The 15,521-nt window shown below is 46.0% G+C and carries 9 protein-coding genes; 6 read left to right on the top strand and 3 right to left on the bottom strand.

Annotated elements, in window-relative coordinates; translation table 11 throughout:
- Positions 1-15: 15 nt before the first annotated feature.
- The gene (locus GMES_RS18725) at positions 16-858 is read left to right on the top strand and encodes a DUF2797 domain-containing protein (protein WP_006994362.1); all 843 of its coding nucleotides are present in this window, start codon (positions 16-18) and stop codon (positions 856-858) included.
- Between the two features lie 118 nt (positions 859-976).
- On the opposite strand, the gene GMES_RS18720 is transcribed toward GMES_RS18725, so the two are convergent.
- Positions 977-3,508 carry a TonB-dependent receptor plug domain-containing protein gene (locus GMES_RS18720; RefSeq protein ID WP_006994361.1) on the bottom strand — a complete coding sequence of 844 codons (2,532 nt, stop codon included), beginning with the start codon at positions 3,506-3,508 and terminating at the stop codon, positions 977-979.
- A 660-nt stretch (positions 3,509-4,168) separates the two neighbouring features.
- Between GMES_RS18720 and sbcD the strand changes: the two genes are divergently transcribed.
- The 5 genes from sbcD (at position 4,169) to GMES_RS18695 (ending at position 12,573) form a co-directional block, all read left to right on the top strand.
- On the top strand, positions 4,169-5,545 hold the full coding sequence (sbcD, locus tag GMES_RS18715) for an exonuclease subunit SbcD (protein WP_039987791.1): 1,377 nt from the start codon (positions 4,169-4,171) through the stop codon (positions 5,543-5,545).
- Positions 5,545-9,243: an AAA family ATPase gene (locus GMES_RS18710; protein ID WP_006994358.1), complete on the top strand. Its 3,699-nt coding sequence runs from the start codon at positions 5,545-5,547 to the stop codon at positions 9,241-9,243. The genes sbcD and GMES_RS18710 overlap by 1 nt, the downstream gene beginning before the upstream one ends.
- Before the next feature lie 1,041 nt (positions 9,244-10,284).
- Entirely contained in the window at positions 10,285-10,620 is a 336-nt protein-coding gene (locus tag GMES_RS18705) for a type II toxin-antitoxin system RelE/ParE family toxin (protein ID WP_039987789.1), read from the top strand.
- Positions 10,617-10,901: a NadS family protein gene (gene nadS / locus GMES_RS18700; protein ID WP_006994354.1), complete on the top strand. Its 285-nt coding sequence runs from the start codon at positions 10,617-10,619 to the stop codon at positions 10,899-10,901. Before GMES_RS18705 ends, nadS begins: the two co-directional genes overlap by 4 nt.
- 1,069 nt (positions 10,902-11,970) lie before the next feature.
- Positions 11,971-12,573 carry a hypothetical protein gene (locus GMES_RS18695; protein ID WP_006994352.1) on the top strand — a complete coding sequence of 201 codons (603 nt, stop codon included), beginning with the start codon at positions 11,971-11,973 and terminating at the stop codon, positions 12,571-12,573.
- A 1,097-nt stretch (positions 12,574-13,670) separates the two neighbouring features.
- Here the strand turns inward: GMES_RS18695 and GMES_RS18685 are convergent.
- Both GMES_RS18685 and GMES_RS18680 read right to left on the bottom strand, forming a co-directional pair.
- Positions 13,671-14,540 carry a hypothetical protein gene (locus GMES_RS18685; protein ID WP_006994349.1) on the bottom strand — a complete coding sequence of 290 codons (870 nt, stop codon included), beginning with the start codon at positions 14,538-14,540 and terminating at the stop codon, positions 13,671-13,673.
- A 52-nt stretch (positions 14,541-14,592) separates the two neighbouring features.
- Complete coding sequence (locus GMES_RS18680) at positions 14,593-15,204, bottom strand: hypothetical protein (RefSeq protein WP_161601915.1); 612 nt, start codon at positions 15,202-15,204, stop codon at positions 14,593-14,595.
- Between the last annotated feature and the right edge of the window lie 317 nt (positions 15,205-15,521).

Below are 15,521 nucleotides of genomic sequence, written 5' to 3'. Positions count from 1 at the left end.
CAGGACCAGAACAAAATGACCACTTACCAAGGTAATATTCGCAAAATGCGCGTATCCACCGATGCCGAGCATCGTGCCCAATATCAATTGCCCATAGGTGAGCAGTTTATCGATATGAACCCGCTGATCGGTAAAACGCTCAAAGTCAGTTTCGATAACCAGATAAACTGCGTGCATTGCCAAGCAAAAACCAAAAAGAGCTTTAATCAAGGTTATTGTTACCGCTGCCTAACGACGTTAGCACAGTGTGACACCTGTATTATCAAGCCTGAACTTTGTCATTATGATGCTGGAACCTGCCGTGAACCAAGCTGGGGCGAAGCAAATTGCCTTTCAGATCATTATGTATACCTAGCCAATACGGGTACGATTAAAGTGGGGATTACTCGTCATGTGAGTGATGCGGTTTCAAGTCGCTGGCTCGACCAAGGTGCCACTCAGGCGATGGCCATCATGAGGGTACAAAATCGCTTAACAAGTGGTTTAGTCGAAACAGCCATGAAAGAGTTTATTGCGGATAAAACCAATTGGCGCACCATGCTCAAAAGCCAACCTGACAGTGCCGATTTGCAGCAGTTAAAAGAAGATCTCATTACCGAGATAGAAGATCAGCTAGACGAAATCACCGAAGAATATGGTTTTCAAGCCATCGATATTCTTGATTTACCCGCGGTTGATATTCATTACCCGGTGGACCAATATCCAGAAAAAGTAAAATCCATCAATCTAGACAAAGAACTGTCTTTTAGTGGTGTATTGCAAGGTATTAAAGGCCAATACTGGATGCTAGACGGGGATCGTGTGATCAACATGCGTAAGTATTCTGGTTATCACCTAAGTGTTGAAACCCCTGAATAGAATAAAGCCCATAAAAAAGCGGGCTCAGTTTTCACTGCGCCCGCTGCAAATAGTCTACTTCATTATTGCTTGCCCTAAATGCTTGTTTCCAAGCTAAGGGCGCTTATACAGCGCAACATTAGAACGTGACAGATACCTTACCGTAGACAAAACGCCCTGAGAAACCAAACGGCGAAAACCCTGAATAGGGGAATAAGCGTGAGAACGTGCCCACATCTTCCACCAATTCGCGGGTAGTATCAGGGTAAACATCAAATAAGTTATTCGCCCCTAACGTTAGCGTTACGTTTTCTGTTACGTCATAACCAACGTCCAAGTCTGTGACCCATTTTTCAGGCAACACTTCATTGGTAGCGGGGTCACTTGATGGCTCTTGGGTTTCACCGTAGCGCGTCGTACGCAACGTTGCATGCCATTCATCCATGGTCCACACCGCACTCAAGTTAAGCTTGGTTTTTGGTGAGCCCACTTCAAATCGGCGCAATTCAACATCCGAGAACAAGTTACCTTGATCAACCCCAGCACCGGCAAGTACTGCAGGTGGGTCAATGATGTCAGTCACTTCATTTTTGTTGTAGTTAAAGCCTGCATTAAAGGCCACATCGCCCCAGTTTTGAATGTCCGTATTGTATGACGCCACCACATCAACCCCTGATGTTTCGCTATCAATGGCATTCAAGAAGAAGCGCGCACGGTTTGCCCCTGTACCTGCTAATAAGGTTTCAATCCCCTCACCCGACAAGTTATTAGACAGCACAATGCGATCGTCAATTTTGATGTTGTAATAATCCACTGAGAGACTGAAGTTTGAATCTGGCGACCAGGTAATACCCGCACCGTAGTTCACCGCTTCTTCTGCATCCAAACCGGGAGAACCAAGGGCTTGCGCAACATCACTGTTGGGTGAAAAAGTACCGGTTTCAGTTGGTTCGCCATCCACAAATACCGTCGCAATAGAGGTGAAGTATTGTTGCTGCAACGATGGTGCTCTAAAGCCTGTTGATACTGACGCCCGCAGAGCAATCTCTTCAGTCAGCGTATAACGGGTGGCAAACTTACCATTTACCGTTGAGCCAAAGTCAGAGTAATCTTCATAACGAGCGGCTACGGTCACGTTCCAGTTGTCAGTGATATACGCTTCTAAATCTATGTATAAGCTGACGTTGTGACGGCTGTTGTCGCCAGCTGATTCAGGGGTAAAACCAGGAAATACCTGGGAGCCTGCAGAGCCACCAAAGGTACCTTGAACATAAGATGCTTCTTCACCGGCTTCAATTTCGTAGCCTTCACGGCGATATTCAGCACCTACCGCCACGTTCACACCACTGGCTAGGCCAGACACATCAATTTCGCGGCTAAGGTCGAGGTTAATCGTCAGTTGGTCGTAAATCAACGTACCGGCATCAAACACCGTTTGACTCGTTGGCCCGAGTGAGGTGTTTAAGCTATTTTTTACCCCGAACTCGAACTCATCTTCACCGTATACAGCAGAGAGATCGTAGTTCCAATCACTCATAAAGCCTTTTACGCCAGTGGCAAATGAATAATCATTAATGTCAGAGGTAATAATAGGCAAGAAGCCATCAGGGTAAATCGCTTCGATGTTACGGCTGTCTTGGGCACGGCGATAAAATCCGCCGCCTTCCCCTTCACGGGTGCTGTAGGAACCAAATGAATATAGTTCTGCGTTCTCGTTTAGCTCAAAGCCAGCGTTATAAAACACTGCCACGTCTTCAACGTCGCCGTTACCAAAGTTATGGTTGTAACGATCCCATGTGAGTTCGCGGGGATCTAACGAGCCATCTTCTAAACGTGAGTAGTTTTCCCGTTGGTCGTAATCAGAACGATTGCTAGCACTGCGATCACGAAATTCAGCTGACAAGTTAAAGAAACCATTATCCCCTAATGCAAAACCCATGTTGGCGCGCATGGTAGCGGTTTGACCATCGGTTAATTCACGATCGCCACCTTCGGTAAACGCAAGGTCGCCGTTGTCGTCAATGCCGACGTCTTTTAAATCAGGTACACCGTCCATAGTCGTAACGTTCGCACCGTACGTGACTGATGCCGAGCCACCGCTGCTGGCACTTTTCAGTACAATGTTGATAACGCCAGCAATCGCATCAGATCCATATTGTGCCGCGGCACCATCGCGCAGCACTTCAATACGCTCAATGGCGTTAGCAGGGATCGCATTTAAATCGACCGCGGACGAACCACGCCCCGTTGAGCCATTGAGGTTAAGCAAAGCATTTGAGTGACGTCGCTTACCGTTGACTAATACGAGCGTGTGATCCGGCGCTAAGCCGCGCAACTGCGCTGGGCGCACATGGTCGGTACCATCGGTTAATGATGGCTGAGGAAAATTAAAACTGGGCAACAAGTTACCCAGAATCATGTTAGTTTCAGTTTGCCCTGTAGTGCTAAGTGAGTCAGCACCAATGATATCGATAGGCACAGGGCTATCTTCAACCGTACGCCCTAAACGGCGTGAGCCGATAACACTGATTGTTTCTAGATCATCTGCGGCTGCAGCCGTTTGCTCTTGAGCGTAAACATTAGCTGTACTCAAAATTGCTGACGATGCGCTCATCATCAATGCGACTTTTAACCACTGATCTTTGGCTTTAAAGGTATGTGTTTTTTTCATTGTGTTGCATGTCCCAATGTCAATGTGGAGTAATCAACACTGCACCGTCTTCTGTTATTGCTTTCTGTCCGGCCAGAAGTACGATTTATTATTGTTCTTATAACAGCTGATGTGGTTGCCCAGTTAACTGAGCTACATCACTATTACCACGAAAAACACCCAGCGGCGCAGCCCCACATATTTGGTTACAATTCTCACGCTAAACAAGTCATAAAAATCAAGAAGTTAACTGCCTCGAAAAGCGATAACTTGGGTTTGATTTCAAGCTAATTTCGGCAAAATAGTTCAATCAGGCACGAAGCGCACTGAACGATAAGAATTTCAGCGACGGACTCAGATACGCCCTCAGGAAGTCACAAAAACATCAAAGAATATAAGGCAAACTCCACGCCTTCAACTTACAGTAACAGCCATCTGGGTAGCGATAGGCCTTAACTTTCGCCCCTAACCTTTGCGCTGAATCGTCTCAGGGCATGAACGTGAGGGGCTTACTCTTTCTCTTCATAAGCTAAACATAAGCGCCCAAATAAGCTAAACATAAGTCGCCAAACTGGCTATTAGAGTGGCTGAATTTTTTGTATCACCTACTTTGCGTACTGGTGATGCAGTACACTGGCACCCTGCAACATATTATTTGTAAAACCACTAAGGACTTGGCGTATCAAAATTCTACACACCTCTGATTGGCATCTAGGGCAAAACTTTTTCACAAAAAGCCGCAAAGACGAACACCAAGCCTTTTTAGACTTGTTGCTTGACGTGATTCAAGCACAAAAAATTGATGCTGTTATTGTCGCGGGGGATATTTTTGATACAGGCACGCCACCCAGTTACGCTCGGCAGATGTACAATCAGTTTGTGGTTGAACTAAGCAAGCTCACATGCACCTTAGTGGTGTTAGGGGGCAATCATGATTCTGTATCGACCCTAAATGAGTCTAAGCAGTTGCTAGCCTGCTTGCACACCCATGTTATTGCCAACACCACTGATGATATGGAACAGCAAGTCATTGAACTAACAGACACCACTGGCGGTGTAGGCGCTATCTTATGCGCGATTCCGTTTATTCGCCCGCGGGACGTGCTGCAAAGCCGAGCAGGTGAAACCAGCGAAGACAAAAAGATTGCCCTAAGTGATGCCATAAAAGCCCATTACGCCAGCATTTATCAGCTCGCCGTTGAACGTCGTAGCCGAATTGCCCATAGCAGCACTGGCAAAGCGGCCCAAGGTAATAACAATGATGACAGCAGCCACGCCTCTATTCCTATTATCGCCACAGGTCACTTAACCGCCTTAGGCGTCAGTCAATCCGAATCCGTGCGAGAGATTTACATCGGTACGTTAGACGGCTTTGCGGCTGATGGTTTCCCCCCAGCGGATTATATTGCTCTTGGGCATATTCACCGGCCACAAATGGTCGCTAAATCTGAGCACATTCGTTACAGTGGCTCGCCTATACCACTGAGTTTTGATGAGCTTAAATCGCAAAAACAAGTGGTGATCGTAGAGTTTGATCAGCAAGGTCAGCGCAGCATTGTCCCTATGAATATCCCCATGTTTCAGCCTATGGCTATGCTCAAAGGGGATTTGCAAAGCATAAAAGCACAACTCACACAGTTTCCGCTTCTCAACGATGACAAGAAATGCGACATAAATCGTACAGTGAATGGTGGCGCAGTCGACGGCAAAACTGACGATGCCAATAAACCGCCAGAGCCAACCTCAGTAAAGCCCACTTGGCTGTGCATTCATGTTGATGCGCAAGACTACTTAAGTGATTTGCAGCAAAGCATTCAAACCTTGACCGAGGGGCGAAATGTGGAAGTGTTGCAATTACGTCGCACTCGCGCCAGAGCAAGCCAAAGTCTAAACCAAGTTAACAATGAAACACTGGCAGAGCTCACCCCCTTCGACGTGTTTGAAAAGCGACTCGCCCTTGAAAATTTTGAAGGGGAACAGGAGCAACAACGCTTAACGAAAATTCGCCATACCTTTAATGAAATAGTCGAAGAAGTGCACCAGCAGGAGGCTAAATAATGAAAATCCTTAGCCTGCAATTTAGCAACCTCAACTCATTAAAAGGCCAATGGAAAATAGACTTTCGCCAAGCACCTTTTGCCGATAACGGTGTATTCGCCATCACCGGCCCCACTGGGGCAGGCAAAACCACTTTGCTCGATGCCATCTGCTTAGCGCTCTACCATGAAACCCCGCGCTTAGGAGCACTGTCGGCCAACAACAATGAGATCATGACGCGAGGTACAGCCGAGTGTAGCGCCGAAGTGGAATTTGAAGTAAAAGGCGTGGCCTATCGTGCCTTCTGGAGCATGCGCCGCTCTCGTGGCAACCCAGATGGCAACTTGCAAGCGGCAGTGGTGGAGCTAGGGGAAGTTGCCTCAGAAAAAGTGCTTGCTAGCCAAATTAAGAAAAAGTCTGAGCTAATAGAGCAGATCACCGGCCTCGATTTTGGTCGTTTTACTAAATCCATGATGCTCTCTCAAGGGGAGTTTGCCGCATTTTTAAATGCTGATGAAAAGCAGCGCGCCGAGCTATTAGAAGAACTAACAGGCACTGAAATTTATGGCCTGATATCAGAAAAAGTACACCAACATTACAGCCAAGCGAAACAACAGTTAGCCGAGCTTGAAGCCCAAGCCAAAGGTGTGCAATTGCTCAGTGAAGAGCAAAAGCAAACACTCATGGATGAACAGCAAAGCCTGCATACAGAGCAAAAAGAACGTCAAGTACAGATAACCGCCACCCAAGATCATATGAACTGGTGGCAACAACTTAACACAGCTCAAAGCGCACAAGAGCAAGCTAAGCTGCAACTGACCCAAGCCCAAGAGCAAAAAACACAGCAAAAAGAGGCCTTACAACGACTGGCCAATAGCCACCCAAGCGAAGCCCTACGGGCCCCGTTTGAGCTATTAACCGACACTCAAGCCCAGTGCATTAACGACGAAAATGCCTTGAATCAAAGTCAGCAGCAACTGCAAACAAGTGACGCTAGCTTAGCGCAAAGTAAAACTCTAAGTGTGGCAGTAAACATTGAGTTTCAAGCAATCAAGGCGGCATATCACGCACAGGAAACCTTACTTAATGATGAGGTTATTCCCCTAGATAACAAAATACGCCAACACCGAGAGCAGCTCACCCAAGTAAGCGAGCAACACGCTCAGTTAAGTACTAAACATGCACAGCTTGTGCAAGATGTTGAAAACACTCAGTCTGGGATTAACAGCCAGCAGCAATTGTTAAAACAAGCTAATGATTACTTAACCGCCCATCCGTCTGATGAAGCACTAAAACAGTATTTAGGCCAATGGCAGCTGCAAGCCCAACAGATCAAAAAAGAACAAGCGAGTTATCAGCATCTGGCTGAAAAGTTAAAACAAGAACAAAGCCAATTACACCTTGCCCATCAAGACGCTCAGCTTAACCAGCAACAACATGAAAAAATTAATCAACAAACCCGCGAATTGGAGAACGAATATCAGCAACAAGCCGAGCTACTAACCAAGCTTGAAGAGCACGGCACGCTCGACATCCAGGAGCGGCGGCTCAATACTTTACAAGGCTTAACACCGCCACTATTGGCGTTAAAAAACACCCATCAACAGTGGCAACAGCAAAACCAAGAGTTAGCCCAAAAGCAGGCTCAACACGCTGATAACGTTGCTCAGCAGAAAACCCTGACCGATGAGCGGGAAGCTATAAAACGTCAGTATTTAGCGAAAAGCCAGCAAGTGAAACTGCTCAGCCAACTTATCAGCCAAGAAGAGCAATTGATTCACTTTCGTGCAGCCCTTCAAGATGAACAGCCCTGTCCCTTGTGCGGCGCCAAAGAGCACCCGCTTGCCTCTGCAGCAGCGGTGGATATTCCTGATACCGTCACGCAAAAACAACAACAGGAAAGCGAACTTGCGCAGTTAGAAGAGCACGGCAAAGAAATACGCGCAAAACTGGATGCATTCTTGCGCGGTGAAACCGAGCTGAAGCAACGTATCGATTGGCTCAGCACACAACAAGCACAATTAAGCCAAGCATGGCCTGAGATGTGCCAAGCCCTAAGCCCGTTATCTGACCAACACACTAACCAACAACTTACTATTGATAATGCTGACGCGCTTATTGCCATTGAAAGTCGAATCAACCAGCAAATTCAGCAGTTACAAAAGCAGATAAATCAGCTAAAAACGCAAGCTCGCACTTTGTTAGTCAGCAAGGAAAAATGGCAACACAGTCAAAGTCAGAGCCAAAGCGCCAGTTCAGCTTCGTTACTGGCACAACAGTCAGCGAAAAGCCTAGAAAGCAGTGTGCACAATCGTAGCAACGACATGCAACTGGTCAATGAGACCGTAACTTCATTGAGCCAAAGCCTGTTAGCGCATATTCACCAACACGGCTATACCCCGCCCGAAGCGGATGATCTGCTTCAATGGCTAACGAGCAAAGAACAAGACGCCAAACAGTGGGAGCACCACGCAAATCAGCACAATGAAGCGGTGGTAGAAATAGACAAGCTCACTAGCGCCCAGAAACATCAGCTCAGTCTATCAAGCGACATCAAGAGTCAGCTAACCGCTATTGAGCAGCAAAGCCAAACGTTAAGCGCACAACTTGAAATCTTAAATGCCAAACGTTTTAGTCTGTTTGCTGATAAATCAGTAAAAACAGAGCGCGAGATTTTAAGCGAAAAGCTGCGCACATTAGAAGCGCGCCATGAACAAGCTCAGCAGCAATTACGTCAGAAAGAGCAGGAACATAATACGCATTTGGCTAACGTACAAAACGCCCAAACTCAACTGCAACAAAGCCAAACTCGCTTGCAAACTCGGCAAAACGAATGGCAAACCAAGCTTCAAGCCAGCCCCTTTGCCGCTCAGCAAGCCTTTGAAGCCGCTTTACTTGATGAAGCCACCCGTGTGCAATTACAAACACTCAAGCAGACGTTGGATGACAACCTAGCCAAATCCCAGGCGCTGCTTGAGCAAGCGAACAGCCAAGTCAGCACGCTGTTAGCACATCACAATGCTGCTCAGTGGCAACAACAAACGCGCGATGAGGTTAGTGAGGCCCTTAATGCCCTTACCGAAGAGCAACACGAGGCGAACAAGCGTGAAGGGGAAATCAGCCAAGCACTGAATTTCGACAAACAGCGCAGCAGCGAGCAACAAAGCCTGTTTAGTCAGATTGAGCATCAGCGCAGTGAATTTGAACATATCCATTATCTGCATTCGTTGATTGGCTCCCAAAAAGGCGACAAGTTCCGCACGTTCGCCCAAGGCCTCACCCTTGATAACTTAATGTACTTGGCCAATAAACAATTAGAGCGCTTACACGGCCGATATTTACTCAAGCGTAAAGCCGATGCCAGTTTAGCCCTTAGCGTAATTGATACCTGGCAAGGGGATATTCAGCGCGACACCAAGACCCTCAGCGGCGGCGAAAGCTTCTTGGTCAGCCTAGCACTGGCACTGGCGCTATCAGAACTGGTCAGTCACAAGACCAGCATCGACTCGCTGTTTTTAGACGAAGGCTTTGGCACGCTAGACAGCGAAACCCTAGATATCGCCTTGGATGCACTGGATAACTTGCACGCCTCAGGCAAGATGATTGGGGTTATCAGTCATGTTGAAGCCATGAAAGAGCGCATAGTAGCGCAATTGGCAGTGACCAAGAAAAGTGGATTAGGGGTGAGTGAGTTGGATCAGCGGTATGCTGTGCGTTAAGCAAACGCGTTACTTGTTTATGCCCTGCGGGCACAGGGCACAGCTTCGCTGCGTTGCGCACTGCGTGCGCCAAGCAATCGCTTTGCTCACCATACGCTTCACTTACCGCAATCCATTGCGTTTTTGATACGGCATCCCTGCCGCACCAGTTACTCTTTCTTCAACAGCTAAGAAAGAGTAACCAGACAAAGTTGTAGGGAACAACTTTGAACATCCGCAGGATGGTGCGCAGCACGAAGGGCATGGATAGCCCGAAGTAAAGAAGCCGCCTCCGGCAAGTCACTTATCCCTGCGCGTTTCGCCTAACACTGGCCGTGAAAACGCGTTCCCGACGCGGCTTTCACTCAGATTGCTCCCGGCAATCTCACCAGCGTTAGCCTTCGATGCTCGGGGTGACTTGAGTCGGTGAACAAAGCAAAGCATGCGCTTCGCTTACCGGCATCCTTGCCTTTTTTCAAACGAAATCCATGAGCGGCCGCCGCGCGGTCCAACTGACTTTTCTTCAACAGCTAAGAAAAGTAAGCACAAATTCATCGGGAATGAATTTGAACATCCTAAGGATAGCCTAAGCGTCTTCAATGCCAGAACAGCGAAAGGTAACATCCCTGTAAAGCACTTCGCTGACTAAGCTCTTCGAAAACTTATAATTCAAAACGGTGTTTAAACCCGTCCTTGGTGTCTCACCCAGCTTCGCCATCCATGGCGAATCGTTCACCCGATAGGAGCGTTGCTCGTAAAAGCCACGGGCTTACCCCCGTCTGGACATCTGACAAGCCAATTAAAAAGATGGAAAATTGGAGTCGTGAAAAAGCCAAAGCATGCGCTGCGCGCACTAAGAATTCGAGATCATCGGGGTGACTTGAGTCGGTAGAAAAAGAAAAAAGCAGCGACTGCGTCGCCAAGAGAATCGGCTACGCCGCTGACTTGGGTGTACTGTTAATTCTTTGGTTTTCATTACGCCATTTGATTTAGTTTTTGTATTGTTTGTTTTTATCTACAGGTGTACATTGTACACTTAATGCTTTAGCAATGGGGTATCCTGTGAGTCATGCTATTGAATTTATTGAGACTTCGATATTTACCAAGCAGATCAGCGCTATTGCTACCGACGATGAACTTAAAGATCTTCAAGTAGAGCTTATTGCCCAGCCCGAAAAAGGCGATTTGATTCGAGATACTGGTGGCCTGCGCAAAATACGAATGGCTGTGGGCAATCAAGGAAAAAGTGGCGGTGCTAGAGTTATTTACTTTTTGGCTCATGTTGAAAAGATCTATTTGATTTTAGCGTATCCCAAGAGCGTTAAAGACTCCTTGAGCCAAAATGAGAAGGCTGAATTAAAGAGCCTTGTAAAATTATTGAAAGGGGAAGATAAATGAGTGTTTTTGATGAATTGAAAGCGTCTCTCGAAGAGGCTGTTGTTATCAAGCAAGGGCAAAAGAAAGCTGCTCGTGTGACCTCTTATGAGGTTGCTGATGTTAAAGCTATTCGAGCCCAACTAAATGTTTCTCAAATAGAATTTGCCGCAGTACTAGGCACGAGTGTTGATACCATCAAAAGCTGGGAAAAAAGACGTCGTAACCCAACAGGACTAGCAGCGAAGGTGCTAGCAACAATTAAAGACAACCCGGCGGTATATCAGGAATTAGCAAGACATTAGGCATGCGCTTCGCTTGTTTATGACCTTCGGCCACAGATCACAGCTTCGCTGCGTTACGCACTGCGTGCGCCAAGCAATCGCTTCGCTTATTTATGTGCTGCGCACACTGAGATTACGCTTCGCGCTGAGAGTATGTGCTTCGCACACCAAGCAATCGCTTTGCTAACTATGCGCTTCGCTTATCGCAATCCATTGCGTTTTTGATCCGGCATCCCTGCCGCACCAGTTACTCTTTCTTCAACAGCTAAGAAAGAGTAACCAGACAAAGTTGTAGGGAATAACTTTGAACATCCGCAGGATGGTGCGCAGCACGAAGGGCATGGATAGCCCGAAGTAAAGAAGCCGCCTCCAGCAAGTCACTTATCTCGGCAACTGGCACGCCAGCCCGGTACTCCCTGCGTTGCTCTACCTTCCAACATCCATGTTGGTCGCCTGCGCGTCTCGCCTAACACTGGTCGTGAAAACGCGCTCCCGACGTGGCTTTCACTTGAATGACATCCATGTCATTAATCCAGTATGAGCCTTCGATGCTCGGGGTGACTTGAGTCGGTAACAAAAGAAAAAAGCAGCGACTACGTCGCCAGAATCAATATCTACACCTCAGATCTAGTGGCGTTTTCAAATATTAGTTTCTGAGAAAATAATATTTGAGTGCTATACACCTGCCAGGTGAAAGAATTAAATAACTTCCCCTGTCTTATGCTATCCAATATGAAAACTATTTCTTAGAACGCTTTACCGATTTGATGTATTCAGAGCGACTGCACCCGTAACGTACTTTTTTAGAGCGTTATGTCACGATAATAGCTCTGTATGTAACTTTGATTTAGTCGGTTTTATATTGGAAATGAAGCATGTAACTTCAAAAATAGCCGCGCCGTTTAAAGCATCAAACAATGTTAGCAATTTGCTCGCTGAGAAAAGCTTCGATACGTTCTCTATTGGGCAAGTAGCAACATACAGTGGGTTGCTAATTATTTGTGCTGAGCCATATCAGCTAGGGCTAATCTAGTAAAATAGAACTACATGAAAACGTTAAAATTAAAATTAAAATTATTAGAGGTACACAATGGAGTTTACGAACAAACGCACCATGCTAATTACAGCATCTTTAGTATTATTGGTGGCGATAACACAGATTATTTATACTGCCCTTTATGTTGCTGAAGTCAGCTTTTCAAGGCAAGTTTTATGGGGGCTAGAAGCATTAATATTTACTCTTCTTGTTGCTTTTGCCGGTGCATCTATGGTGCAGGCAAAAAACTGCCAACTAGGATGGTCGGCTATAGCGTTTTGTGCCGCTATTAACATTGTACAGGTGAGTATTGGCCTGACTTTATTTTCGTCGTTTGGAAAAGTTGCAGGTGCCGTTGAAGGGGCTCAACCGTTAATTGGTGGCGTGGTTGCTTTATCTTTTATGATTTACTATGCCGCCAAAATGCTATTGGGGTTAGCAGCACTTGTCTTTGGAATGGCAAGTATCGCTAAAGGCGGCAAAGTGATAGGCGGCGTTACAGCGTTAGCGGGTCTGGTTGCTATGTTTGCTAATGGAATTTTAATCACCTTTGGCCGCGACGGATTTCTTCCCTCTGGCGTTGCAGGCGGCTCAGGCGTGATTGCAACGTTACTTTTAGCGATATGTTTGATAAGTCTTTACCGTAAGGAAGATTAAGGCTTAACGGATAGCTCTTTAAATAAGAAGGAGCATAGTGCATGTGCAGCGCGCACTGAGATTACGCTGCGCGTAGGGCATGCGCTATGCGCACCAAGCATTCGCGTTGCTCACTATGCGCTTCGCTTACCTTATGAGCTGCGCTCACTTATGTGCTGCGCACACTGAGATTACGCTGCGCGAGGGCATGCGCTATGCGCACCAAGCATTCGCGGTGCTCACCTATGCGCTTCGCTTATTTATGGCCTTCAGCCACTAATCATGTGCTGCGCACATCAAGCAATCGCTTCGCTCACTATATGCTTCGCACACGGCATCCATGCCTTTTTTCAAACGAAATCCATTTCGTCCAACTGACTTTTCTTCAACAGCTAAGAAAAGTAAGCAAAAGAAGCCGCCCTCCAGCAAGTCACTTATCCCTGTGCGTCTCGACTAACACTGGTCGTGAAAACGCGTTCCCGACGCGGCTTTCCCTCAGATTGCTCCCGGCAATCTGACCAGCGTTAGCCTTCGATGCTCGGGGTGACTTGAGTCGGTGAACAAAGCAAAGCATGCGCTTCGCTTACCGGCATCCATGTCTTTTTTCAAACGAAATCTATGAGCGGCCGCCGCGCGGTCCAACTGACTTTTCTTCAACAGCTAAGAAAAGTAAGCACAAATTCATCGGGAGTGAATTTGAACATCCGAAGGATGGCCTAAGCGTCGTCTGCGCAAGGTGAAATGCATGGACGCATTTCATAAAAGAAGCCGATCTCCAACCAATTTTTTAATCCATATTTTTAATTGTCTTCAATGCCAGAACGGCGAAAGATAACATCCCTGTAAAGCACTTCGCTGACTAAGCTCTTCGAAAACTTATAATTCAAAACGGTGTTTAAACCCGTCCTTGGTGTCTCTCCCAGCTTCGCCATCCATGGCGAATCGTTCACCCGATAGGAGCATTGCTCCTAAAAGCCACGGGCTTACCCCTGTCTGGACATCTGACAAGCCAATTAAAAAGATGGAAAATTGGAGTCGTGAACCAAAGCAGCGACTACGTCGCTAAAAAAGCGGTATTTTCAAGTGCGGATTTAATATGAATTATCATGGGTTTCCTGTTAATTCCCCGCACCGATGATTATTCTTTGCATTTCATCCTTATAGTATTCAATGTAGACAGGATAAACCCCGTCAGCGCCTATAGAAATAGAAATACCCGCGCCCAGACGACCATTAATAAATGATAAGTGTCGTATTTTTTTATACTCCGGATCACTCATATCACCTCCGATATAGCTAGAGTTTATGGCGGGCATATTTCCGTTGTATTCAATTTTCTTTATTAAACCGCTCCCAACCATATCCTTCACTGTTAATTCTTCCTCGAAACCAAGAAGCTCTGACGAAAATGAATCACCTTCATCATCAGTGCAAAACAATTCTCCAGAGTTTATGACTTGATACATATGTGTTTGCGACTGAAACTCCTCTGCTTCCCTTTCTGAGGACATCTTTGGGTACCAAGGATCACAGATCATTAAACTCGCGGTGTCCACACATACTGACCCGATGTACCTTTGCTCCAAGTTGCTATCAGAAACTTCCACAAAATCTTTTTCTTCACTATCCCACACCGTGATACTTTTTCGATATTCCGTTGCTTTTTCAATGGAATCTCGAAGTGATCTTATTTCTCTGTTTTTCAGTTCAATCTGCTCTACATGAAACTCACTATCTTTGGCTAATCTGGAAAGCTCTTCTTCTCTTATTTTTATTCTTTCGCTGAGCTGCTTTTCAATAAACTCAGGGGCTCTTCGTTCGAGCTCCAGTGCTTTGTCCTTCCAGAGCTTCAGATTTTGCTCTGCTACTTTAAGCTGAGAATCCTTAAGCTGATTCACTGACCGAAGATTTTTTATATACGCGGCGTATATGAACGCAATAACTGCTAAAGCAGTAAGGTTTGTAGCCGCAGCAATTATTTCATACACAATAATTTCTCAATCTCTATATTCGTGACGATTTAGACCAACTTATAACGCTTCAAACAGCGGCGGGGTTAGCCGCCCGACTGCTTTGACTTGTTACATGTTGAACCCACTCAAGTTGCTTTGCATAGACTCTTGGTAATGGGTGATAGTACGAGTATCTAGTATTTGGTTTTAAAATTCCGAAAGGGTTGCTAATACACAAGGTGTCTATAGCCTGTTTGGCCAAAGGAATTAAAGCTTGGTTTACGCCCCAGCCAAAAATAACCGGTACACCATTAACGAATAGCTGTGCCAATTCAAATTTACGATCGGGCGAAAAAATAGAATGCTCTACTGTACTGCTTTCTTCGGACTTCAAGAAACGATACAGCTCATTTGAATCCGGTGTACGGAGATCAGACAAATTTAAAATTCTGGCGTAGTTAAACGCTGACGCATCCATGACTTTCATAATTTGTTGTTGTGTAGTGTCTGGCTCCGCCACTGATGGTACGGAGTTGTTGTCGATACCGTCCAATGGATAAGAAGAGCCAGGATTCATCATTACAACCATGAGATCAGGTTCATTGAGTTCTACGTCAGCTCGCGTGATGTCTAGATACTTACGTAACTTATATCCATTGGACTCGTAAAAGAGGCCTTTAACTTCGAATTTAGTGCTCAACTCGATTCCTTTGAGGCATGTAACAATATTAAAAACTTGCAAAATGCCGTGATTGCATCCGCGTATTAAACACGGCATTTTTCCACCTTTCCCTATATGTCGTTTTTAGCATACACCGTAACTTTTTGTACAGGTTAAATTTTTTCCATTTTTTAAACACGCTTTTGTAGAAACACGGAAAACTTCCAAGATCTTGCTGTTTACCGGAATAGCCGAAGGTAACGAGTATTTTTCTGTGCTCATAAATAAGCGCAGCGCATGCTTTGGCTTTTCCACGACTCCAATTTTCCATCTTTTTAAATGGCTTGTCAGATGTC

This window comes from Paraglaciecola mesophila KMM 241 (assembly GCF_000315015.1).
GTDB classification, from domain to species: domain Bacteria; phylum Pseudomonadota; class Gammaproteobacteria; order Enterobacterales; family Alteromonadaceae; genus Paraglaciecola; species Paraglaciecola mesophila.
Note: the sequence above shows the minus strand (reverse complement) of the source record. Positions and strands in the feature narration are given on the sequence as shown.

Coding starts and splice junctions, on each gene's coding strand:
- GMES_RS18725 (WP_006994362.1), top strand. CDS start 16: ATGACCACTTACCAAGGTAATATTCGCAAAATGCGCGTATCCACCGAT.
- GMES_RS18720 (WP_006994361.1), bottom strand. CDS start 3,508: ATGAAAAAAACACATACCTTTAAAGCCAAAGATCAGTGGTTAAAAGTC.
- GMES_RS18710 (WP_006994358.1), top strand. CDS start 5,545: ATGAAAATCCTTAGCCTGCAATTTAGCAACCTCAACTCATTAAAAGGC.
- nadS (WP_006994354.1), top strand. CDS start 10,617: ATGAGTGTTTTTGATGAATTGAAAGCGTCTCTCGAAGAGGCTGTTGTT.
- GMES_RS18695 (WP_006994352.1), top strand. CDS start 11,971: ATGGAGTTTACGAACAAACGCACCATGCTAATTACAGCATCTTTAGTA.